At 68.2% G+C, this 21,686-nt stretch carries 19 protein-coding genes; 9 read left to right on the top strand and 10 right to left on the bottom strand.

The genetic code is table 11. The features are described 5' to 3' along the window. Nucleotide 1 precedes the first annotated feature (1 nt). Together NA10_RS17150 and NA10_RS36820 are read left to right on the top strand one after the other, a co-directional pair. Nucleotides 2-1,483, top strand: coding sequence for an FGGY-family carbohydrate kinase (locus tag NA10_RS17150; protein ID WP_067568852.1), 1,482 nt, complete (start codon nt 2-4; stop codon nt 1,481-1,483). 87 nt (nt 1,484-1,570) lie between these two features. After that, nucleotides 1,571-1,741 carry a YlcI/YnfO family protein gene (locus tag NA10_RS36820; RefSeq protein WP_157556581.1) on the top strand — a complete coding sequence of 57 codons (171 nt, stop codon included), beginning with the start codon at nt 1,571-1,573 and terminating at the stop codon, nt 1,739-1,741. Between the two features lie 102 nt (nt 1,742-1,843). Here the strand turns inward: NA10_RS36820 and xylB are convergent, their stop codons facing one another. The 5 genes from xylB to NA10_RS39160 form a co-directional block, all read right to left on the bottom strand. Next, nucleotides 1,844-3,232 carry a xylulokinase gene (gene xylB / locus NA10_RS17145; protein ID WP_067568851.1) on the bottom strand — a complete coding sequence of 463 codons (1,389 nt, stop codon included), beginning with the start codon at nt 3,230-3,232 and terminating at the stop codon, nt 1,844-1,846. Between the two features lie 16 nt (nt 3,233-3,248). Next, nucleotides 3,249-4,256, bottom strand: a complete 1,008-nt coding sequence (locus NA10_RS17140; RefSeq protein WP_067568850.1) for a zinc-dependent alcohol dehydrogenase family protein — start codon at nt 4,254-4,256, stop codon at nt 3,249-3,251. 109 nt (nt 4,257-4,365) lie between these two features. Then, nucleotides 4,366-5,370 carry a glycoside hydrolase family 172 protein gene (locus NA10_RS17135; RefSeq protein WP_067568849.1) on the bottom strand — a complete coding sequence of 335 codons (1,005 nt, stop codon included), beginning with the start codon at nt 5,368-5,370 and terminating at the stop codon, nt 4,366-4,368. A gap of 109 nt (nt 5,371-5,479) precedes the next feature. Next, nucleotides 5,480-6,424: a tyrosine-protein phosphatase gene (locus NA10_RS17130; protein ID WP_245677519.1), complete on the bottom strand. Its 945-nt coding sequence runs from the start codon at nt 6,422-6,424 to the stop codon at nt 5,480-5,482. A gap of 251 nt (nt 6,425-6,675) precedes the next feature. Continuing rightward, on the bottom strand, nt 6,676-9,069 hold the full coding sequence (locus NA10_RS39160; RefSeq protein ID WP_067568848.1) for a PEP-utilizing enzyme: 2,394 nt from the start codon (nt 9,067-9,069) through the stop codon (nt 6,676-6,678). A gap of 169 nt (nt 9,070-9,238) precedes the next feature. Between NA10_RS39160 and NA10_RS17120 the strand changes: the two genes are divergently transcribed. Further along, nucleotides 9,239-10,747, top strand: a complete 1,509-nt coding sequence (locus NA10_RS17120; protein ID WP_067568911.1) for an FAD-dependent oxidoreductase — start codon at nt 9,239-9,241, stop codon at nt 10,745-10,747. Between the two features lie 22 nt (nt 10,748-10,769). On the opposite strand, the gene NA10_RS17115 is transcribed toward NA10_RS17120, so the two are convergent. Continuing rightward, nucleotides 10,770-10,952 carry an SRPBCC family protein gene (locus NA10_RS17115; protein ID WP_157556579.1) on the bottom strand — a complete coding sequence of 61 codons (183 nt, stop codon included), beginning with the start codon at nt 10,950-10,952 and terminating at the stop codon, nt 10,770-10,772. Between the two features lie 97 nt (nt 10,953-11,049). Here NA10_RS17115 and NA10_RS17110 point away from each other — a divergent pair, with 97 nt between their 5' ends. Further along, on the top strand, nt 11,050-12,054 hold the full coding sequence (locus tag NA10_RS17110; RefSeq protein ID WP_067568846.1) for a PHP domain-containing protein: 1,005 nt from the start codon (nt 11,050-11,052) through the stop codon (nt 12,052-12,054). 3 nt (nt 12,055-12,057) lie between these two features. On the opposite strand, the gene NA10_RS17105 is transcribed toward NA10_RS17110, so the two are convergent. Continuing rightward, nucleotides 12,058-12,417: a hypothetical protein gene (locus NA10_RS17105; protein WP_067568845.1), complete on the bottom strand. Its 360-nt coding sequence runs from the start codon at nt 12,415-12,417 to the stop codon at nt 12,058-12,060. 165 nt (nt 12,418-12,582) lie between these two features. Between NA10_RS17105 and NA10_RS17100 the strand changes: the two genes are divergently transcribed. From NA10_RS17100 to NA10_RS17085, 4 genes are all read left to right on the top strand, one after another. Continuing rightward, complete coding sequence (locus NA10_RS17100) at nt 12,583-14,340, top strand: alpha/beta hydrolase (protein WP_067568844.1); 1,758 nt, start codon at nt 12,583-12,585, stop codon at nt 14,338-14,340. Between the two features lie 132 nt (nt 14,341-14,472). Then, the gene (gene hsaA / locus NA10_RS17095; protein ID WP_067568843.1) at nt 14,473-15,633 is read left to right on the top strand and encodes a 3-hydroxy-9,10-secoandrosta-1,3,5(10)-triene-9,17-dione monooxygenase oxygenase subunit; all 1,161 of its coding nucleotides are present in this window, start codon (nt 14,473-14,475) and stop codon (nt 15,631-15,633) included. After that, on the top strand, nt 15,634-16,488 hold the full coding sequence (locus tag NA10_RS17090; RefSeq protein WP_067568842.1) for an alpha/beta fold hydrolase: 855 nt from the start codon (nt 15,634-15,636) through the stop codon (nt 16,486-16,488). Nucleotides 16,489-16,627: 139 nt separating this feature from the next. Next, nucleotides 16,628-17,149 carry a DinB family protein gene (locus tag NA10_RS17085; protein WP_067568841.1) on the top strand — a complete coding sequence of 174 codons (522 nt, stop codon included), beginning with the start codon at nt 16,628-16,630 and terminating at the stop codon, nt 17,147-17,149. On the opposite strand, the gene NA10_RS17080 is transcribed toward NA10_RS17085, so the two are convergent. Continuing rightward, on the bottom strand, nt 17,150-19,453 hold the full coding sequence (locus tag NA10_RS17080) for a LuxR C-terminal-related transcriptional regulator (protein WP_067568840.1): 2,304 nt from the start codon (nt 19,451-19,453) through the stop codon (nt 17,150-17,152). A 303-nt stretch (nt 19,454-19,756) separates the two neighbouring features. Here NA10_RS17080 and NA10_RS17075 point away from each other — a divergent pair, with 303 nt between their 5' ends. Next, a complete protein-coding gene (locus tag NA10_RS17075) occupies nt 19,757-20,125 on the top strand; it encodes an MmcQ/YjbR family DNA-binding protein (protein WP_067568839.1) in 369 nt (122 codons plus the stop codon). On the opposite strand, the gene NA10_RS17070 is transcribed toward NA10_RS17075, so the two are convergent. Both NA10_RS17070 and NA10_RS17065 read right to left on the bottom strand, forming a co-directional pair. Then, nucleotides 20,126-21,070 (bottom strand): alpha/beta hydrolase fold domain-containing protein, encoded by a 945-nt coding sequence (locus NA10_RS17070; protein ID WP_067568838.1) that lies wholly within the window; start codon nt 21,068-21,070, stop codon nt 20,126-20,128. A gap of 24 nt (nt 21,071-21,094) precedes the next feature. Then, nucleotides 21,095-21,685, bottom strand: coding sequence for a hypothetical protein (locus tag NA10_RS17065; protein WP_157556578.1), 591 nt, complete (start codon nt 21,683-21,685; stop codon nt 21,095-21,097). Nucleotide 21,686 lies beyond the last annotated feature (1 nt).

Below are 21,686 nucleotides of genomic sequence, written 5' to 3'. Positions count from 1 at the left end.
CATGCTGCTGGGAATCGATATCGGAACCTCCGGATCCAAGGGTGTGCTGGTCGACCACGACGGGATGGTCTCGCTGAGAGCCGAACGGCCGCACCGGGTTTCCACGCCCCGGCCCGGCTGGGTGGAGCATGACGCGGAGACGGTGTGGTGGGCGGACTTCGTGGCCATCACGCGTGAACTGGTGTCCGCCGTCGGCGGTGAGACCATCGACGCCCTGGCGGTGAGCGGGATCGGGCCGTGTCTGCTGCCCGCCGATCGCGACGGGCGGCCCTTGCGACCTGCCATCCTCTACGGCGTCGATACCCGCGCGGGCATCGAAATCGAGGAGCTGACAGCGGAATTGGGTGCGGACACCGTGCTGGAGCGGTGCGGATCCCCGCTCACCAGCCAGGCCGTCGGACCCAAACTGCGCTGGCTCGCCCGGCACGAGCCGCAGGTGTGGAAACAGACCCGAATGCTGTTGATGGCCAGTTCCTTTCTGGTGCATCGACTAACCGGGCGCTATGTGCTGGACCATCAATCGGCCAGTCAGTGCGTACCCATGTACGACCTGATGGCGTGCGAGTGGGCGACCGACTGGGCCGATTCGGTCGCGCCGGGTCTGCCGCTGCCCGAATTGGCCTGGCCCACAGAGGTGGTCGGTCGCATCACCCCCGAAGCCGCTGCGGCGACCGGACTTCCGGCGGGGCTGCCCGTCACCACCGGCACCATCGACGCCTGGGCCGAGGCTGCCGGTGTGGGCGTGCGCGCACCCGGTGACGTCATGATCATGTACGGCACCACGCTATTCCTGACCCAGGTGCTCACCGAACCGCGCCCGCATCCGGGGCTCTGGACCACCTGCGGAACCTGGCCCGGCACATACACTTCCGCGGCCGGGATGGCGACCTCCGGTGCGGTCACCGACTGGCTGCGCACGCTCACCGGGGGTGATTTCACCGATCTGGTCGACGAGGCCGCGGCGGTTCCGCCCGGCAGTCGAGGTCTGCTGGTGCTGCCCTACTTCGCAGGTGAGCGCACCCCGCTCTTCGATCCGGATGCCCGCGGCATCATCGCCGGCCTCACCCTCACCCATGACCGCGCCGACATCTACCGTGCGGTGCTGGAGGGCATCGGCTACGGGGTCCGGCACAATCTCGAGGCCATGGTGGCGGCGGGCGGCACCCCGACCCGGCTGGTGGCGGTCGGCGGCGGTACCAAGGGCGGCCTCTGGACCCGCATCGTCTCCGATATCACCGGCCTGCCACAGCAACTGCCCGCCGATACCGTGGGCGCGGCGCTGGGCAATGCCCTGTTGGCGGCCGAGGCCATCGGCGTGGACACCGCCGCCTGGAATCCGATCACCGCCACCATCGAGCCGGACCCCGCCGCCACCGCCCATTACGCCCCCTACTACCGCCACTACCGCACCCTCTACGAATCCACCCGCGCCACAGCCCACTTCCTCGCCGCCGAACAGCACCGCGCCGCGCGCGGCGCATGAGGGCGCGCGAAGTCCGGTTGATCACACGTCCAGGTTCGCGCGGTCGATCGGAGGACACGCGGGCGGCGAGGTGGTACAACTTGCGCCGTGGCATGGACGTTGCGGCTCAGCGAGCACGAAGAGGCTGCGCTGCACGCGCAGGCCCTACTGGAGGGACGGTCGAAGCAGGAGATCACCCGGGACGCACTGCGCACCTATCTGGAGCGTCAGCGCACCTGGGCGGACTACCTCTTCGACGAACCGGTGGTATTCAGCTGAGCGCGGCGTGGATCCCGGCCACAAGCACGCCGGTATTACGAGGGCGCGTACGCCGGGATGACGTGCCGTCCTCGTGTGGACGAGGCACGTCTGTCTCGGCGGTCAGTTGTAGTAGCTGTCGCGGATCTGGGCGTAGCGGGCGCGGATCGCCGCGCCCGTTGCCGGTGTGGCCGTGTGGAACTCGGTGGATTGGGGGACCGGCCAGCGGGGTGGGCGGGGGCCGCCGCGCAGGGCCCAGGCGGCTTGGCGAGCCGCGCCCAGGGCCACGTATTCGCTGGGGTTGGGTACGGCCACGGTGCGGCCGAAGATGGTGGCCGCGGCGTGGGCTATCAGGCGGGAGCGGGAGGCTCCGCCGATGAGCAGGATGCGCCGGGGCGTGGTCGGCAGATGATCGAAGGCTTCGGCGATATTGCAGAGCATGCCCTCGATGGCGGCCCGGGCCAGATGGTGCGGGCGCATGGTCGCGGGGCGCAGACCGTGCAGGCTGCCGGTGGCGTTGGGCAGATTGGGCGTGCGCTCACCGGTGAGGTACGGGAGCAGCGTGAGACCGTCCGCGCCCGCGGGGGATTGGGCGGCAAGCACTTCCAGCCCGGACAGGTCGGTGCCGAGCAGGACCGCGGTGGCCTCCAGCACCCGGGCCGCGTTCAGTGTGCAGACCAGGGGCAGGAAGGCCCCGGTGGCATCGGCGAAGCCGTTCACCGCGCCCGAGGGATCGGCGCTGGGGGAGGGTGAGCGGGTGAAGATGGTTCCGCTGGTGCCCAGCGACACCACCACATCACCGTCCTCGATGCCCAATCCCAGTGCGGCGGCGGCATTGTCGCCGGTCCCGGCCGCGATCAGCCGCCCGCCCGGGGTATGCCCGGCCACCCCTGCGGGTTCGAGAACCGTTGGGAGACCGGGACTTCGGCCGCGCAGCGCCATGGTGAGCAGATCGGTCCGATAGTGCCCGGTGGCGGGCGACCAGTACCCGGTTCCGGAAGCCTCCCCGCGATCGGTGGTCGGCTCCGAATCGGGATCCCCGCCGCGCAATTGCCAGGTCAGATAGTCGTGCGGCAGCAGTACCCGAACGGTGCGATCCGCCAATTCCGGCTCGTGGTCGGCGAACCAGCGCAGCTTGGCCACGGTGTGCGCGGCCAGCGGCACACTGCCCACCGCATCCGCCCACGCCTGCGGCCCGCCCAATTCGGCGACCAACTGCTCGGCCGCCTCCGCCGAGCGGGTGTCGTTCCACAGCAGCGCATCCCGCACCGGCATTCCGGTGCGGTCCAGCGCCACCAGCCCGTGCTGCTGTCCGGCGACCGCGATCGCCTCCACATCGCGCATCATGCGATCGCAGGCCGCGCGTAGCGCGTCCCACCACAGCGCGGGCGCCACCTCGGTGCCCTCGGGATGCGCGATCTGTTTCTGCCGCAACACCGTTCCGGTGTCCGCGTCACACACCACGAGTTTGCAGGATTGCGTCGAAGAGTCCACTCCGGCAACGACCGTCATTGGTCCTCACCCGTCCCTATCGTGCCGCCCGTCCGGGATGCAGCTGGATTTTGCGGCCGGTGCCCGCGCGGAAAGTCCGCAGGGCATCACCGAATTCGTCGAGCGCGAAATCGTGGGTGATCATGGTGTCGGCGTCGATGACGCCTTCCCCGAGCAGATCCACGGCTCGCCCGAAACTGTGCAGGACCGCCATCGAACCGACAATGGTGATCTCGTCGTTGTAGATGCGGAACGGGGAGATGACCGCGCGCGCGTCGGCCGCCGCGACCCCGAATTGCTGATACGTCCCGCCGCGCCGCACCCGCGACAGGCCGTCCTCGATCGCGGCAATGGTTCCGCTGCAATCGATGACGATCTCCCAGCCCTCCGGCCGATCCATGGCGTCGGCGGCGACGGTGGCCGCGTCCGCGCCGAGCGTGCGCGCCACCGCGAGCCGATCGGCATTGGTATCGACCACCGAGACCGAGGCAGCCCCGGCCGCGATGGCCAATTGCAGCATGAGCAGACCCATGGTGCCCGCACCGTAGATCAGATAGTGCGAGCCGAGTTGCCGTGGCAGCACATCGAATCCGTGCACCGCGCAGGAGAGCGGTTCCACCAGCGCACCGTGCGCGGCGGACAGATGCCCGGGTAGTCGATAACAGTTGGCCGTGGGCACTTTCACATACTCGGCCATGGCGCCGTCGACGGTATCGCCGATGGCGCCCCAGTTCTCGCAGAGATTTCCGCGCCCGATCGCACAGTAATGACATCTGCCGCAGAACAGTGAGGGATCGACCGCTACCCGATCACCGATACGCACCCCGGACGAGCCCGCGCCGAGAGCCACGATCTCCCCGGCGAATTCGTGCCCGGGGATGATCGGATAGGGCGTGGGCGGGAATTCACCCTCGACGATATGGATATCCGTACCGCAAATCCCGACGGCATCGACCCGTACCACCGCTTCCCCCGCCGAAGGCGTGGGATCCGGCACTGTTTCGACCGAGAACCGCCCTGGCTTCTCGACCACCAACGCGCGCATACAAATACCATGCACCCGATCGCCGTCCGGTCGATGTGTTTTACCCAATAGCAATCACATCGTCGATCACATTTCGTCCTGATTGCGGTGGCATTAGGGGATTCCGGATTCAGACCGATTGGTACCACAATGCCGTCGAGGCGATGTGCGCGTGCTCCAGTGGCAGATAGTGCCCGTCCTCGCGCCAGCCCAGCGCCTGCACGGTCGCGCGTAGACTGTGCTCGAAACAGATCGGATCGGGAATGTGCCAGCGGTACATGCCGAATCGCTGCTGCGGCTCGTAGATGCGATCGCGCGGCAGCACCTGCACCAGGCCCAGATACGGCGTCGAGTAGGGCGGCTGCGCGCCATTGAGATCGAAATTCCATGCGCCGCCGAAATAATCCTCGGTGCCGGTCCCGCAGACGGTCGGGAATTCGCCGTCGTCATCGAGATAGAACTTGAGCTCACCCTCACCCCACCAGCCGGGCACTCGCGGTTCGATCGCCAAATACGTGCCGACATAGCGACCGGGACCGCCCGTGACTTCCACGAGCGGATGGACCGCGGGCGAACCCAGAGGATCACTACAGCGCCAGCGCGCGTGCAGATATCCCGCCGCCGCGGGCACCTCTTCTTCCAGATAGGTGATCTGGTAGTACACCGGTGCCGTGCGTTCGGTGCCATTGTGCAGGGTGATGAGCGCATTCGTACCGAACGGCATGGGCCAGTAGCTGTTCAGGCCGCCCGCCGGCGCGACCACAACCATCTGCGAGTTGACCAGTGCGAGTTGCTCCCAGCCATTGCAGAAGAAATCGCCGAGCGGTACCGCGATGGCCGGTTCCAGCGCGCCGTCCCAATACATCCGAAGGGTGAAGTGCCGCAGCAGGGTGCGATCGGTGGTGAGCCAGATATGCCGGATCACACCGGGTCCGGTGATATCGGCGAGGGTGACGGTCTGACCGGGCTCCACATCGACCGAGGGTGAGACCTTCCAGCCGCGGCCCAGTCCGGCGGCGGCATAGGCCCCGGTCCCGGAGAGGGCACGCCCGCCCGCACCGGGCTCGCCGGTGGGATTCTCCGCGCTGATCGAGCGGGTGCGCCGCCCGTCGAGATGCCAGATCTCCTGCACCATGCGAATTTTCGCATGCGGTATGCCCGCGTGTCCCGGACATGCCGTCTGCCGTGTCCGGACATGCGAATGCCGGCGTCATCCCACACGTGGCGCCGGCATTCGAGGCGGATCAGCTACCGAACGAGCCGGTGGAGACGCCACCCTTCTCGATCAGCTTGTCCTGCAGCAGCTTGAACGTCTGCTGGTCGACGCCCAGACCCTTGGAGATGAAATCGTTGATCGAACCGTAGGACGCCACGGCCTGGGTCAGCGCCGCCTCCAGGTAGTCCCTCTGCACACCGAGCACGGGCTCGAACAGGGTGCGATCCTTGACCAGACCCTGTGCCACGAGCGCGTCGAGGGTGGCCTTGTTGCTGCCCGCGAGACGATCGTTGGACAGCAGGAAGTTGCTGTAGATCTGATCCTGCGGGGTGCCCAGGACGCTCATCAGCAACGCGGTCATCAGACCGGTGCGGTCCTTACCGGCGGTGCAGTGGTAGAGCACGCCGCCGGAGGTGGTGGCGATCTCCTTCAGCGCCTGACCGAACTGGTCACGCGAGGAGGCGTCGTTGATCATCCACTTGTAGTAGTCGCGCATGTACTGCGCGCCCTTGCCGTCGCCCAGCGCCGCCTGCTGCGCGTCCGGACCGCCCTGCACGAGCTTGCCGAAGAACACGTAGAAGTCATTGGCCGGGTCGTACACGGGCAACTGGACCGAGGTGATCCCGGCGGGCAGCGGCTTGTCCGGGTTCGCGCCGCGCTCGGTCGGGCTGCGGAAGTCGATCACCTTGGTGATGCCCGCGGCGGTCAGCGTCGACAGATCGGCGTCGGTGAGCCGGTTCAGCGCATCGGCGCGGAATACCAGACCCGACTTGATCTTTCCGTTCTGCGCCGTGACGCCGCCGATGTCACGGGCGTTCGGTGCGGCCTGGAGCTTGAAGTCCGCACCGACCGGAGCCTGGTGCCCGATCGCGATCGGGGCGGCGGTGGCGGGTGTCATCGCGACCGGGAAGACGGCGATGAGCGCGGCGGCTACACCGGTCAGGGTGCCGCGTGCTGCGCGCGAAATCGTCACTATGGGTATTCCTTTCAATCACGGGCCGGATAGTGGGTACCCGGCCCGGGTTCATGGGCCAAGCGGGCGTGATCGGCTGACGGCCTGCGTGCCCACGTCGCCCTGGGGTGCCGGGCAGGAGCAGGTGCACCTGGATTCTTGGCCGGATGGTGTAGGGGGATGAGATCCCGGCGAACTGACCGGCCTGCGGACTTCCGGTCCCGGCCACCGGGATTCGGGTTGCGGCCCGGGGTGGTGGGGACCCGTTCGGATCACTCGGCGTCGGCGAGCAGGGTGATGGTGCCCGCGGCGCCGTCGACCCGCACCCGCTGTCCGTCCTTCAGGCTGGTGCTGGCGGTTTTGGTGTCCACCACGCAGGGCACGCCGAATTCGCGGGCCACGATCGCGGCATGCGAGGCCGCGCCGCCGATATCGGTGACCACCGCGCCCGCGTATCCGAACATGGCGGTGTGGCCGGTATCGGTGACGGCGGCGACCAGGATGTCACCGGGCTCGATATCGTCGTCCAGGGACAGGATCCGCTTGACGGTGCCCTCGACCACACCCGGGCTCACGCCCAGACCGGAGAGGGTCTCACCGACCGCGAGCGCGCCGGAGATCTCCTCCGGCTCCCAGACGCCATTGATGACATCGGGCATGCGCACGCCCTGGAAGCGAATCCGCTCGGCGCGGCGGCGGGCCACCCGTTCCTTCAGATCGGCCGGGGCCCAGAGGATTTCGTCGAGGGTCAGGAAGGCCGAATCCTCGATCTCGGTGAGCTTGCCCGCCTTGATCAGGCGCGCCGCTCGCTCCTGGGTGACAAGGCGCAGGCAATTGGTCACGCGCACAACGGCATCGCGGGCGCGCTCGCGGTAGACGGTCGCGCCGACCGCCATCTTGGCGGTGCGAGAGGTCGGCTCGGCGACCGGTTCCCGGTGCGGCGCGGGCACTTCCGCGGCGCGACCGGCGGCGGTCACCAGCAGTTCGGGGCGATCGCCGAAGGTGGCGTTGATGAGTTCGCACTCACCCGGGCCGCGATGGCCGATCCGGGCCAGCTCCTGATCCAGGGCCCTGGCGAACTCCGGCGACTTCTCCCGGGCCGCGGCCACATCACCGCTCTTGGCGATGGCCTGCAGCCCGGAGTCCTTGCGGCACAGGGCCGCCAGGCGCTCCACCGCGAGCATGGTCTTGGCCGACTCCAGGCGTTCGAGGTTGATCTTCACCTCGCCCTTGTGCGCGGCGGTGGCGGCGCCGGTCATCATGACGCCGATGGAGGCGGCCTGCCACGCCTGATTCAGGCGATCTCGCCACAGCAGGGAGCGGGCGTGCAGCTGCTCATCGGTGAGCTCCGAGATACGGTCCCGGTCAAGGGCTTCCGCATGCGAGGCGGCATTGATCAGCTCGGCGGTCTTGCGGTAGCTCAGCGCGGTCGCGCCGACCCGGCCCAGCGCCTTGAAGGTGCCCAGCTTGGCCGCGAAACCCGAGCCCATGGCGGGGCGGCCCTTGGGATGCAGCTCCACATCGCCGATCGCGCCGTAGACATCGCGGCGCACGCTCTCCTCATCCCAGCCGGGCATATTCTCGGCGGAGAAGACGCCGATGGAGGCGTTGATGTACATATTGTGGCCCATGACGCCGGTGACCCGGGACACCCAATGCTCCAGTGCCACACCCTCGATGGCGATCATATGGCCCATCGCCTCATTGCCCAGGCGGATCGCGCCCGCCTGCAGGTCGATGGTGAGCGGGGTGAGCGGGCCGGGCAGCGCCTCGGAGGTGTTGGTGGCGGTGAAGACCGGGATGCGGTCATCCATCAGATCGTCGAACTCACCCTGAAGTCCTTCGGGCGCGGAGGTTTTCAGCTGGTAGCCGTCCGAGGTGGGCGCGTTCTGCGGCACCACGTGCGCGGGCAGCGGAATCGCGCCGCGCCGCGCGCGGATACCCGAACCGGCGGCCTTGCGGCCGTGCAGACCGCGCGCCACATCGGCGATGGTCTCGCGGGCGGTCCAGCCGAAGCGAAAGCCCCACTCCTCGCGGGCGGCGGCGGTATCGACCTGGGCGCGGTTCGAGGCCGAACGGGGCAGCCACGCACTGTATTTCACGCCCGCCTCGCGCAACGCCGCGCGCACGTCGTCGCCGGAAACCTCACCGGGGGCGGCCAGGCCGACGACACCGCCGCGCTGGGACAGCGCCGCGAGCACCAGGAAGCGCTCCAGATCGTCGTAGTGCAGCACCTGCAATGCGGTATTGCCGCGGGCTCCGGCCAGATTCTCCAGTACGCGCCAGCTGCCCGAATCCATCCGGCGGCCCGCGACCAGGGCGGTGCGCACGATCAGCGCGTCCACGCCACTGCCCGCCACGGTCTTCTCGACGGTCGAATCCGAGCCCGCCGCAATGGGAATCACCAGACGCGCACCGGCATCCTGCGCGGCCGAGGCGAGGACGGCGACCGCGCGGCCCGCCAGGTGCACCACGGCATCCGCACCGGCGACGGCGCGGGCGCAGACCTGCTTATCGGACAGATCGCCGACGATCACCTCGACGCGCGGGTCCACCAGACGGTTGCGCTGCCGGTCCAGGCCGACGACCTCGTGCCCGGCCGCGAGCAGCATGCGCGCCACGGAACGACCGCTCAGCTCGGTGACTCCGGTGACCAGAATCCGCATTGACTCTCCTCCAACTCGTGCGACGCCCCCAACCACAGTGACGCCGTTCACACACCATCCCCAGTGCGCTGCTCCAGTACTGGTCACAGTCCCGGTCATCGGGATCTGAGAGTCGGTGAGCAAGATGGGGCGCTATGTCCGACGGCTCCGAGCGGGCACCGTGCAGGACATGACAGCGCGGAATTCGGTGACGCCCCGGGCGGCCGTCGAGGTGAGCCACTACGACTTCGAGACCGATGTACTGATCGTCGGCTACGGGGCGGCCGGCGCCGCGGCGGCGTTCGAGGCCGCGCGCACCGAGGCGCGGGTGCTCATCATCGACCGCTCCGGCGGGGCGGGCGGGGCCTCGGCCATGTCCGGCGGCGAGATCTATCTCGGCGGTGGAACGCCCATTCAGATCGCCTGCGGATACGACGACACACCCGAGGCCATGGCCGCGTTCCTGAAGGCCGCCATGGGCGCGGGCGCGGATCTCGCCAAGATCGACGAGTACAGCGCGGGCAGTGTCGAGCATTTCCAGTGGCTGGTGGATCGGGGTGTGCCGTTCAAGCCGACCATGTGGGATGCGCCCACCTGGGTGCCGCCCACCGATGACGGGCTCATGTGGTTGGGCGAGAACAGTTGGCCCTTCACCGAATCGGCGCAACCCGCGCCGCGCGGGCATCGGCCCACCGCCAATGACTTCGGTGGGAAGCTGCTCATGGAGTGCCTGGCGGCTGCGGCCGAATCAGCCGGTGCGACAACACTGTTCGACACCCAGGCGATCACGCTGATCGTGGACGAGGACGGTGTGGTCGCCGGTGTGGTCGCGCGGCGGTACGGCACCGAGATCACCATTCGCGCTCATCGCGGCGTCATTCTCACCACCGGCGGATTCGTCGACAATGACGATATGCTGGCCGCGCACGCCCCGGAACTGTTGGGGCACACCAAGGTCAGCGCCGGAACCGATGACGGCAGTGGGATTCGGATGGCGCAGGCGCTGGGTGCGGCCGTGCGGCATATGTCCTCCGGTCAAGTGGGTATGTCATTGATTCCCGGGCTGGCCGCGCGCGGCATGGTGGTGAACGCGCGCGGTCAGCGTTTCATCAATGAGGACACCTATCCGGGGCGCATCGGCCAGGCCGCGCTGTATCGAAACAATATGGGCGGCAGTTGGGCCGGGGGTGACACCGCGGTCTGGGTCATCGTCGACGAGGAAGGTTTCGAAGAGGTTCCCGCACCCCAGCGCTGGGGCGTGCAACCCACCCATGTCGCCGAAACCCCCGAAGAACTGGAGCAATCGACCGGCCTGCCGACCGGATCATTGACGGCCACCATTGCCCGCTACAACGAATTCGCCGCGAGCGGAGCGGATCTCGATCTGCACAAGAACCCGCGCTGGCTCCGCCCGCTCACCCCGCCGCTGGCCGCCATCGATGTGAAAGCGGGTATCCGTCCCCCGGCCGAAGCGGGCGACCGTCGCGGCACCGGAGCCTCGGTCTTCACCCTCGGCGGCCTGCACACCGATCTCGACGGCCATGTCCTGGACCTCAATGGCGATCGCATCCCCGGGCTCTTCGCCGCGGGCCGCGCGGCCAACGGCCTGCACGGCTTCGGCTATATCTCCGGTACCTCCCTCGGCGACGGCACCTTCTTCGGCCGCCGCGCCGGAACCGCAGCCGCCCGCACGGAATAGGCTGCGCCGCCGCGCCTTTCGGCTAGTCTTCGGCGGCGGTGCGCGGGTTGGCCAGCCAGGCTTCGAGACCGGCGCCCAGATACCGGGTGGAGGAGGGCGCATCCGCCTCCACCCGGGCTCCGCTCCAGTTCTCCTCGGTGCGCACCGGCGTGCCGCCCGGTACCGGGATGAAGCTCCAGACGTGAATTCCGCCGTCGATGCTCATACCGTCGCCGATCGGCGGGCCGCCCCAACGCAGGCGCCGCTGCGGCTGCACGCCGGGCCGCACGCGGGCGCGCGGTGCCCGGGGGCACACTGGAGATATGGACCCTGTCGTCGCTCTGCGTCAGATCGCGTTCTACAAGGACCGTGCCCGTGAGGACACCCGGCGGGTGATGGCCTATCGCAAGGCCGCCGATGTGGTCGAGGCGCTGGACGAGGCGCAGCGCGAGGAGCTCGGCCGGACCGACGGGTGGCAGTCGTTGGCGGGGGTGGGGCCGAAGACGGCGGCGGTGATCGCGCAGGCTTGGGCCGGGCGGGAGCCCGATGTGCTGGTCCAATTGCGCAATGCGGCACAGGATTTGGGTGGCGGGGAATTGCGGGCGGCACTGCGGGGGGATTTGCATGTGCATTCGAATTGGTCGGACGGGGGTGCGCCCATCGCGGAGATGATGGCGGCGGCGCGGGCGCTCGGGCACGAGTACTGCGCGCTGACCGATCACTCGCCGCGATTGACGGTGGCCAACGGTCTGACCGCGGACCGGTTGCGGCAGCAGCTCGATGTCATCGACGAGTTGCGGGAGCAGTTCGCGCCCATGCGGATTCTGACCGGGATCGAAGTGGACATCCTCGATGACGGCAGCCTGGATCAGGAACCGGAGTTGCTCGAACGGCTCGATATCGTGGTGGCCAGTGTGCACTCCAAATTGAAGATGGATGCCGCGGCCATGACCAGGCGCATGGTGCGAGCGGTATCGGGCGGTCAGGCCGATATTCTCGGGCACTGCACCGGCAGACTCGTGGAGGGTAATCGCGGGGTGCGACCCGAGTCGGCCTTCGATGCCGAGCAGGTGTTCACGGCCTGCCGGGACCACGGCACCGCCGTGGAGATCAACTCCAGACCCGAACGCCGCGATCCGCCGACCCGGCTGCTGCGCCTGGCCCTCGATATCGGCTGCGACTTCGCCATCGACACCGACGCGCACGCCCCCGGCCAACTCGACTTCCTCGGTTACGGCGCGCAGCGCGCCCTGGACAATGGCGTGCCCGCCGAGCGCATCATCAATACCTGGCCCGTCGACAAGCTGCTGTCCTGGACCGGCTCCTGAGCCCTACCCGAACGCCGCGATGAGCAGCGCGCCGATCAGCGCCACACCGAACCCCGCCACCACGGAGCAGAGCAGTCCGCGAATCAACCACGGCCCCAAGGCTTTCGAGAGGAAATATCCGGCGGTCGCGCCGAACGCGGCCAATGCCACCCCTTCGCCCCACACCAGGTAGAACACCGACGCCATCCCGGCGTTGATGGTGTCGCCGATACCGCTGGCGTAGTCGCCGAACGGAATCGGGAATCGCAGCAGAATCCCGACGATCGCCGCGGCGATCGGGGCCGTCAGCACCGCGGCGATCCCGCCCCAGGCCGTCACCGCCCACGGCACCAGCATGGTGGACCGGTCACCCTCGATTCGCATGCGCGCCAATCCTCCCGAAGTCGTGCGTAGCGCAATCGTAGATTCCGCGACCCGAGCGGACGCGCCGGAATTCTCGCACCGCGCGCCGCGCCCGCGGGCGTATCGGCGGGGCGGGTGCGCGTGTCGCATAGCCGAAGGGTTGCCGGAGGCGGGAAGACTCGCGGTATGACTACCGAGTCGTGGCCGGGGGAGTCGCTGCCTACGCGGATCTGGGGCTGGTTGCCGGCGGTCGAGCACGCCATCCGACCCAATTACACCGGGGTGGTGGTCGGCGCGATCTTCTTCGCCTGGTCGGTCTCGCCGTCCCTGCTGCCGCGCGAGTGGACCTTCCAGGGCCTGGTCAGCGGTATCAACGCGATCATCGGCTACGGCGTCGGCTGCGTCCTGGACTGGGCGTTCCGCCGCTGGGTGCGGCCCCGGCTGCCCGCGTCGGTGAACCGATGGACGGGGCTGTGGCAGCCCTCGGACCGAGCGCGTCGAATCACCAAGATCGTGATCATCATCGGCGCGGCCGTGGGTGCCGCGGCGGTGCTGGCCCGCTCCGCGCGCTGGCAGCGCGATCTGGAAACGCTGATGGGAATGGCCCCGACCGCGACCCCCAGCTATCTGCGCACCGAACTGCTGGCCGCGGCCACCGTCGCGCTGGTGATCGGCGCGTATCGCACGGTGCGCTGGTTCTTCCGCTGGCTCATCCGGGTGCTCAATATCGACTGGCGGATTCCCCGCGCGGTCGCGGTCCCGGGCGCGGTGCTGGTGATCGTGGTGCTGTCGGTCCTGCTGTTCCAGGGCGTACTCGCGAAAGCCTTCTTCTCCGTGGCGAATTCGGCCTTCAGTGTGCGCAACGGCAATACCTCGCCATCGGCGATACAGCCGCAGTTGCCCGAACGCTCGGGCAGCCCGCAATCGCTCGCGCCCTGGCATACCCTCGGCTCGGAGGGACGCTGGTTCGTCTCGTACGTGCCGACCGCCGCGCGCATCGCCGAGGTGACGGGAAAGCCCGCGCGCGAACCGATTCGCGTGTACGCCGGATTGGAGTCGGCCGAGACCGAGCAGGACATCGCCGACCTGGTGGTCAAGGAACTCGACCGCACCAACGCCTGGGAGCGCAAGGCGCTCGTGGTGGTGACCACCACCGGCACCGGCTGGGTCGACTCCACCACCGCCGAATCCATCGAATTCATGTACGGCGGCGACAGCGCCATCGCGGCCACGCAGTACTCCTATCTGCCGAGCGTGCTGTCCTTCCTCTCCGATAAGCAGAAGGCCGCCGATGCCGGACGCCTGGTGGTGCACGCGGTCCACGAACGCTGGGCCACCCTGGCGCCGGAGCATCGCCCGAAACTGCTGATCTACGGCGAGAGCCTGGGCTCGCAGGGTTCCGAGGCCGCCTTCACCGGACTCGACGACATTCGCACCCTGGTCGACGGTGTGCTGTGGGTCGGCCCGCCCAATTCGAATCGCCTGTGGACGCAGTTCACCGAACGCCGCGACCCCGGCACACCCGAGATCCTGCCCATCTACGCGGACGGCCTCGCCGTGCGCTTCGGCGCGACCGCCGACGACCTGAAACGCCCCGACCGGCAATGGCTTTCGCCCCGCATCGGCTACCTCCAGCACGCCTCCGATCCGATCGTCTGGTGGTCCCCGGACCTGCTGTTCACCCAACCCGATTGGTTGAAGGAGCCGCGCGGTTCGGATGTCTCGCGATCCATTCGCTGGTGGCCCATCGTCACCTTCTGGCAGATCAGCGCCGATCTCGCGCACGCGCAGAAGGTCCCCTCCGGACACGGCCATCGCTACGGCACCACCGTGCTGGACGCCTGGGCGCAGGTCGCCCAACCCGCCGACTGGACACCCGAACTCGCCGAGCGCATTCGCCAAGCGCTCGATGAGGACATCACCTGGGAATATGCGCACAAGTAGCCGCTCCGCCGACCGCAAGGCCGTGGCAGCTACCTGCCGAGAATTCCGTTGACCGGGACTTTTCGACTCGGCATAGTGCCGCGCGCCATAGCGTCGGGTGCAGGAACCACTGCACGAGGAGGAAACACCCGCATGACTAACAAGGTGCTCGATCGGGTTCGCGATCTGCTGCCCGCGATCCGGGAACGCGCGGTGCAGGCCGAAGAGCAGCGGCGGGTGCCCGACGCCAGCATCGCCGAACTCACCGAGGCCGGTGTGTTCCGCATGTTGCAGCCCAAGCGATTCGGCGGCGCGGAAGCCTCCCCGGTGGACTTCTACCGCGTGGTGCGCGCGGTCGCGACGGCCTGCCCCTCCACCGCGTGGGTGACCTCGGTGCTGGGCGCGCACCCGTGGCAGCTGGCGCTGTTCGACGATCGCGCACAGCAGGACGTGTGGGGTGAGAACCCGGACATTCTGGTGTCGTCCTCCTACGCGCCGACCGGCAAACTGGTCGCCGTCGAGGGTGGCTTCGAGCTGTCCGGGCGCTGGAGCTTCTCCTCCGGCTGCGATCACGCGCAGTGGGTGTTCCTGGGCGCGCTGCTGCCCACCGAGAAAGGGATGGACTACTTCACGGTGCTGGTGCCGCGCACCGACTACCGCATCGACGACGTCTGGAATGTGTCCGGCCTGTCGGGCACCGGCTCCAACGACATCGTCATCGAGAAGGCTTTCGTCCCGGCCTACCGCATGTACTCCGCCACCGATCAGGCCAATCTGATCGGACCCGGCCAGCAGGTGAATACCGCTCCGCTGTACAAGATCTCGTTCGGCAGCGTCTTCTCCAACACCATCACCGCGCCCATCATCGGTGCGGCCGAAGGCGCCTACGAGGCGCATATCGAGCGCCAGCGTGAGCGCGTGCGCCTGTCCTACGGTGGCCAGAAGGTCGCCGACGATCCGTTCGCGCATGTGCGAATCGCCCGTGCCGCCAGCGAGATCGACGCCGCGATTCTCCAGATGGAGCGCAATACCGCCGAACAGCTGCGCTATGCCGAAGCGGGCGAGGAGATTCCGTTCGAGATCCGCCTGCGCGCCCGCCGCGATCAGGTGCGCGGCACCGAACGCGCTCTGGAGGCAATCGATCTGCTGTTCAAGAACTCCGGCGGCCACTCCATCAAGAAGCCCAATCCGATCGAGCGGCACTGGCGCGACGCGCACGCGGGCAGCGTGCACGCCATCAACGACGTGGAGCGCGCGCTGGCCATGTTCGGTAAGGGAGCGATGGGCCTCGAAGTCTCGGATCGGATGCTGTAAATGACGCTGACAGTGGAGAACACCGAGCGCTGGGTCACCGTCGACGGCCACCGGCTGCGGTATCACGAGGCGGGCACCGGCGCACCGCTGGTCCTGCTGCACGGCTCCGGCGCGGGCGTCTCCGGCTGGGCGAACTTCGGCAATAATCTGCCCGTGCTCGCCGAGCACTTCCGCTGCCTGATCCTGGATCAGCCCGGCTTCGGCGCGAGCGGACGCCCGGAAGTATACGAGCGCAACTACCTTCGCATCGCGGCCGACGCGGTGATCGGGCTGCTCGACGAGCTCGGCATCGACAGGGCGCACCTGCTGGGCAATTCCATGGGCGGCGGTGTGGCGGCCATGCTGGCGCTGGACCATCCGGATCGGGTGGGCCGCGTGGTGCTCATGGCTCCCGGCGGCGTCGGGGTGAATGTGCTCGGACCCGAACCGTCCGAAGGCATTCGGCGGTTGATGGAGTACAACGCCAACCCGAGTGACGAGCGTGCGATGGGGTTCCTGCGCGCGATGGTCTTCAACGAGGCCACCCTCACCGAGGAGTTGGTGGCGACCCGGCTGAAGGCCGCGGCCGACCCGCGCGGCCAGGCCGCGCTGCGCGATGCCTACGCCACCTTCTACAACCCGAAAATGGCTGAGCCGCTGCCGCTCTGGGCTCGGCTGAAGTCGTTGCGGCATGAGGTCCTCATGCTGTGGGGGCGCGATGATCGCGTCACCCCGGTCGAGGGCGCGCTCTTGCCCGCCCGCCAGCTCCCCAATGCCGATCTGCGCATCTTCTCGCGCTGTGGGCACTGGGTGATGGTGGAGCGCAAGGACGCCTTCGAACGGGCTGTGATCGAATTCCTGGAGAACGGCCTGTAAATCACCGCCTCGCGCCCGCCCCGGATCGCTCCGGTGGCGGGCGCGAGGCGTTTTTCGTCGAGACGGGCTGTGGCGGGGTTTCGCTGGGGTGCGGCGGTATTTCGGTTGCGGTCGACGGGTGCGGCGATACAGTGCGGATATGACGTGGACAGCGCCCGAAGTCGAACGAACCACCCAGCTGCTCGTCGGTGACGAGCGGGCCATGCTGCAATCCATGCTGGACCGGGGCCGCAATATTCTGCTGTGGAAATGCCAGGGGCTCACCGGGGTTCAGCTCGCCACCCGCAGTGTGGAGCCGTCCTCTATGTCGCTGCTCGGCCTGCTGCGGCATATGACCGAGACCGAGCGCGGCTGGTTCCGGATGCGCGCCGCCGGTGAGCGGCTCGAGTACATCTACAGTGACGACACCAATCTGGACGGCGATTTCGACGATATCGTCCCCGCCGAGGCCGAGGGCGACTACACCCGCTACCTCGAGGAAGTCGCGCTGTGCGACAGGGCGATCGCCGCGCTGCCGCTCGATCACGCCACCGTGCATCCGCGCACCGGCGTGGAGATCTCACTGCGCTGGATCTATCTGCACCTGATCGAGGAGTACGCCCGCCACGACGGTCACGCCGATCTGCTGCGCGAACGCATCGACGGCACTACCGGTTACTGATCACAGGCCGTTCTCGTGCGCCCAGGCCGCGACCTGGGTGCGGGAGGTGAAGCCGAGCTTGGTGAGAATGTGCTCGACATGCGTCTCCGCGGTGCGAATGGAGATGACCAGATCCGCCGCAATCCGCTTATTGCTGTGACCGGCGGCCACCAGGCGCGCGACGTCCTTCTCCCGGCGGGTGAGGATATTGGTCTCCGCGGCCCTCGCGGCGGATTTACGCGGAGCGCGCTCGGTCACGGGCTCCGGCGGTTCCGGCGCGCGGGCGGCGCTGCGGCCCAGCGCGTAGTCGATGGCCTCATTGAGGGGCAAATTCGCCCCGGCGCCGAAGGCAGCGCGGAAAGCCTCCTCGCCCAAGGCATCTCGCACCGTGAGCCGCTCCTTGTCGCCGACCGCGATCGTGATCGTATGCGCCAGGCGAATGGTGCTGCGCTGCAAGGATTCCGCCGCGCCGAGCAGGCGCGCCGCCCGCTCGTAGTCGCCATTGGCCGAGACCGTCCAGGCCAGGCCCTCGAAGGCGGAGGAGAGCCAGACGCAGCGCTCGAACAGCGCCAGCTGTTCGATGGCGCGACCGTGGAATTCGGCCGCCGCGGCCAACTCGCCGAGCCGCCAGTGATCGATGCCGACCGTCCACAGCGCGAGTCCGCCCAGCAGATGTGAGCCGCTGGCGGTGGTGAGCTTCAAAAAGCGTTCCGCCAATTCGGTGCGGCCCGGCGCGTCCTGCACCATGGCGCACATGAAGACGAAGGCGTGGCTGTCCATCTCGATGGCGTGCTGATCGTGCTCGACCGCCAATTCGATGGCGGCGCGACCCAATTCGAGTGAGCGCTGCCGATCGCCGTCGGCGAAGGCGAGCAGGGAGCGATCCAGCGTCACCTCCGCCATGATCTCCGAGTCTTCCAGCGTGACAGCCAATTCCAGGCAGTCGCGCACCAGCCGGGCGGCCGACTCCCGATCGCCGAGCAGGGCGGCCAGCGAGGCCGCGGAGGAGAGCGCCTTGACGCGTTCGGCCGTCGGCTCCGGATTACGCTCCAGTGCCTCGGTGAGCCAGCGGTACCCCTCGGAGAGGAAACGATTGTGCTCCCAGAACGGCCGCAGCACCGTCACCGTGGCAATGGTCTCCAGCGGCTCGTCCTCGAGCCCGGAGCGCAGTGCCGCACGGAGATTCGCGTGTTCGCGGGTGAGCTCGCGGAACCACTGCACATCATCGGCGGTCCAGTACGCGGTCTGCCCGCGCATGGCCAGATCCCGGTAGTGCGCGCGATGCCGCGCCCGCACCGCCTGCGCGTCCCCGCGCTCGGCGAGCCGATCGGCGGCGAACTGGCGAATCGGCTCCAGCATGGAGTACCGCGCGGCATCGCCGTCATAGCGTTGCGCCACCACGGATTTGTCGACCAGCCCGGTGAGCGCGCCCACCAGCGAGCCCGCGCCGAGGTCGCAGATCGTTTCGGCGGCCTCGATGTCGAAACCGCCCGCGAAGACCGAAAGCTGTTCCCACAGAGACTGTTCGGCGGGCGTGCAGAGGTTGTAACTCCAGCGGATCGCGCCCTCGATGGTCTGCTGGCGTTCGGGCGCGGTGCGCGGTCCGGCGCTGAGCAGCCCCATGGTGTCGTCGAGCCGGTGCAGAATCTGTTCGGGGGTGAACATGCGCAACCGCAGCGCCGCCAATTCCAGTGCCAGCGGCATACCTTCGAGCCGGCGGCAGATCTCGGCCAGCACCGCGCGATTGGCCGGGGTCGCCTTGAATCCCGGATTGGCGGCGCTCGCGCGTTCGATGAACAGTTGCAGCGCATCGCTCTCACCGCCGGTATCGGCGTCGGGCACGGTGAGCGGCGGCACCGGCATCACCTGTTCGCCCGGAATGCCGAGCACTTCGCGACTGGTCGCCAGTACCCGCACATCCGGTGTGGTGGCGATGATCCGGCCGACCAGCGCCGCGCACGCCTCGATGAGGTGTTCGCAATTGTCGAGAATCAGCAGTAGTCGTTTATCGGCGAGGAATTCGGTGAGCCGGGGCAGCGGTGCGGTGGACTCATCGCGCAGATTCAGCGCCTCGGCCACGCTGAGCGTCACCAGATTCGGATCCTGGAGATCGGCGAGCTCGACCAGCCACACCCCGTCGGGAAACGCGCGCGCGACCAATTGCCCGATCTGCCGAGACAATCGGGTCTTCCCCATGCCGCCGGGACCGAGCAGCGTCAAGACCCGTGTGGTGGGCAGCAGCCTTTTGGCGGTAGCCAGCTCGTCGCGGCGGCCTACGAAACTGGTGACCTCCGCGGGGAGGTTTCCATTGCCACGCCGCGCCATGGGTCCAACCTATGTGATTCGCGACGCTCCCTGCTACCACCGGGGCCATAAACGCAGTTCGCGCCGTCTGGTAAGCGCTTGTCGAGCACTGTGCCCCCGCTTACAACAGGATTCCGGCGGACCTGCCGCGTCGTTCCGGGACTGTCCGATTTGCCGGGTCGAGTCATGCGCGCGGCGAATAATTAGCGAACTCCGGCGAATGTCTTCGCCGCCTGTGAAGCGGCCTGGAAAACTAGACTGGACCGCGTGCCGTCCACAGCGCGCCGCGCTCGCCTCGCCGATGTTCACGCGATCGCCGAGAGCATGCCGCATGTCACCGTCGTACGCGGTCCGGTGGCCGACAACCCGGTCTATCAGGTCGGCGGGAAGTCCTTCGTCTTCTTCCGCACCCCGCGGCCGGACGCGGTGGATCCCGAGACCGGGGAGCGCTATCGGGACGTCATCATCTTCTGGGTACCGTCGGAATCCGATAAGCAAGCCCTGGTGCAGGATCCGGACTCGCCGTTCTTCACCACACCGCATTTCAACGGCCACACCTCGGTGCTGCTGCGTGCCTGCCGGCTGCGGGAACTCAGCCTGCGGGAGTTGACCGAGGTCATCCAGGACGCCTGGCTCTCACGGGCCTCGGCCACCCGGGCGCGCCGATGGCTCGCGGAGAACCCGCCGAAGTAATTACGGCGCAGTCGTTTTCGCCGGTGCGAGGGCTTTGCTCAACGCATCCAGAATCTGCTGTCTGCCGAGCCTGCCCTCCCGGGTCGGGGTGAGCGGGTAGACGTGCACCAGCCCCGCCCCCTCGTGATAGTCGACCGCGACGCCCGCCTCGCGCGCCCGCTCCACCAGCAGCCGGGTATCGGGCAGCACGATATCGCGGGTGCCGCTGAAAACGGTCAGCGGTCCCAGTCCGCGCATCTCCCCGAGCAGCGGGCTGACCCGCGGATCGGTCAGCGGCAGCTCTCCCCGCCAGAGGTCGATGAAGACCCGGGTGCCCTCCTTGCCCAGCCACGGATCGCTGGGCAGCACCACATCGATCTCGGGATTGCTCAGCGACAGCTCCAGCGCGGGAGAGATCAAGACGGTCCCCGGCAGCGCCACCCCGTGCTCGTCCCGCAGCACCTGGGCGGTGGAGAGCGCGATCTGACCGCCCGCGGAGTCGCCCGCCAGGCATACCTCGCCATAGCGAGACCTGTTGTCCAGCACCAGCTTCGCCATGGCGGCCACCACCTGTGCGGCGGTCCCGAACGGCACCAGCGGATAGATCGGCACGGTCACCGTGGTGCCCACCTCGGCGGCGATATCGGCCGCCAGCTGCCAATGCTGCACCGCGATCTCATTGACCCACGCGCCGCCGTGCACGTAGACGACATTGCCGCGCGGCCGTCCGGTGCGGGGGATGAGCGTGTAGATGGGCAGGCCCCGGCTGTGATCCACCGACACCACCACATCCGAGCGCAATCGCCGCGGCGGACCGTAGGTCTTGGGCCGCAGGCTCCGGTCGCGGAGATGTTCGCGCGCGGGCCCGGGTGTGAGGAATGGCCGATTGGCCCGGATGATCCGCAGATAGGCCGGGACTACCCGGCGGCTCAGGAAGCTCGCCCGAGATGCGTGGAACGCCGTCATGCGGCGACCATACCGCCCGGCCCGCTATGCCGTGGGCACCTTCATTTCACTGACCAGCCACCGGCCGTCGGCCTGTTCGTCGAGATGGGTCACCGTGGAGAGCGAACTGGCATGCGAATCGCTGCCCGCGGTGGTGACCACCTGCGTGGTGTACACCAGCACCTCGGCATCGTGCGCCCTGAGCGCGGAGAGCCCGCAGTGCGTCTCACCCGCCTTGCTCCGGCTCTGCGTCTGCGTCATCACCGACCGCAGGGACGGCCAGTTCTGGGTGAACGACTGCCGCCACTCACCGGTCGACCCGTCCAGCATGGCCACCCGATACTTCTCGATATCGCTGTAGTCGTAGGTCGCCATGGACACCGCGAAATCACAGGCCGCCCGCTGCGCCGCCGCCCGCCGATCGGCGTTCCGGTCGGCCTCCGAAAGATCCTGTCGCAGCTGGTTTTCGGCGCTCCCCGCGCGCTGCACCGCACGATGCTCCCCGGAGTACAGCAGGAACATCGCGATGGCCGCGATCACGCAGACGATGCCCAGCACCGCCGAAACCCAGGACACCGCCACCGGTGATCGCAACCCGCGCCCCGGCTCCGGCGGCCCATACCCCGGCATAGACATG

The sequence above is a fragment of the Nocardia acidivorans NBRC 108247 genome (assembly GCF_001625085.1).
In the GTDB taxonomy this organism is placed as follows: Bacteria; Actinomycetota; Actinomycetes; order Mycobacteriales; family Mycobacteriaceae; genus Nocardia; species Nocardia acidivorans.
The sequence above is the reverse complement of the archived record's forward strand: the minus strand, read 5'-3'. Positions and strand labels throughout refer to the sequence as shown.

Bases quoted from the DNA above. Each gene is read 5' to 3' on its own strand.
- NA10_RS17150 (WP_067568852.1), top strand. From the start codon at position 2: ATGCTGCTGGGAATCGATATCGGAACCTCCGGATCCAAGGGTGTGCTG.
- xylB (WP_067568851.1), bottom strand. From the start codon at position 3,232: ATGACGGTCGTTGCCGGAGTGGACTCTTCGACGCAATCCTGCAAACTC.
- NA10_RS17140 (WP_067568850.1), bottom strand. From the start codon at position 4,256: ATGCGCGCGTTGGTGGTCGAGAAGCCAGGGCGGTTCTCGGTCGAAACA.
- NA10_RS17135 (WP_067568849.1), bottom strand. From the start codon at position 5,370: ATGGTGCAGGAGATCTGGCATCTCGACGGGCGGCGCACCCGCTCGATC.
- NA10_RS39160 (WP_067568848.1), bottom strand. From the start codon at position 9,069: ATGCGGATTCTGGTCACCGGAGTCACCGAGCTGAGCGGTCGTTCCGTG.
- NA10_RS17120 (WP_067568911.1), top strand. From the start codon at position 9,239: ATGACAGCGCGGAATTCGGTGACGCCCCGGGCGGCCGTCGAGGTGAGC.
- NA10_RS17115 (WP_157556579.1), bottom strand. From the start codon at position 10,952: ATGAGCATCGACGGCGGAATTCACGTCTGGAGCTTCATCCCGGTACCG.
- NA10_RS17110 (WP_067568846.1), top strand. From the start codon at position 11,050: ATGGACCCTGTCGTCGCTCTGCGTCAGATCGCGTTCTACAAGGACCGT.
- NA10_RS17105 (WP_067568845.1), bottom strand. From the start codon at position 12,417: ATGCGAATCGAGGGTGACCGGTCCACCATGCTGGTGCCGTGGGCGGTG.
- NA10_RS17100 (WP_067568844.1), top strand. From the start codon at position 12,583: ATGACTACCGAGTCGTGGCCGGGGGAGTCGCTGCCTACGCGGATCTGG.
- hsaA (WP_067568843.1), top strand. From the start codon at position 14,473: ATGACTAACAAGGTGCTCGATCGGGTTCGCGATCTGCTGCCCGCGATC.
- NA10_RS17090 (WP_067568842.1), top strand. From the start codon at position 15,634: ATGACGCTGACAGTGGAGAACACCGAGCGCTGGGTCACCGTCGACGGC.
- NA10_RS17085 (WP_067568841.1), top strand. From the start codon at position 16,628: ATGACGTGGACAGCGCCCGAAGTCGAACGAACCACCCAGCTGCTCGTC.
- NA10_RS17080 (WP_067568840.1), bottom strand. From the start codon at position 19,453: ATGGCGCGGCGTGGCAATGGAAACCTCCCCGCGGAGGTCACCAGTTTC.
- NA10_RS17075 (WP_067568839.1), top strand. From the start codon at position 19,757: ATGCCGCATGTCACCGTCGTACGCGGTCCGGTGGCCGACAACCCGGTC.
- NA10_RS17070 (WP_067568838.1), bottom strand. From the start codon at position 21,070: ATGACGGCGTTCCACGCATCTCGGGCGAGCTTCCTGAGCCGCCGGGTA.
- NA10_RS17065 (WP_157556578.1), bottom strand. From the start codon at position 21,685: ATGTCTATGCCGGGGTATGGGCCGCCGGAGCCGGGGCGCGGGTTGCGA.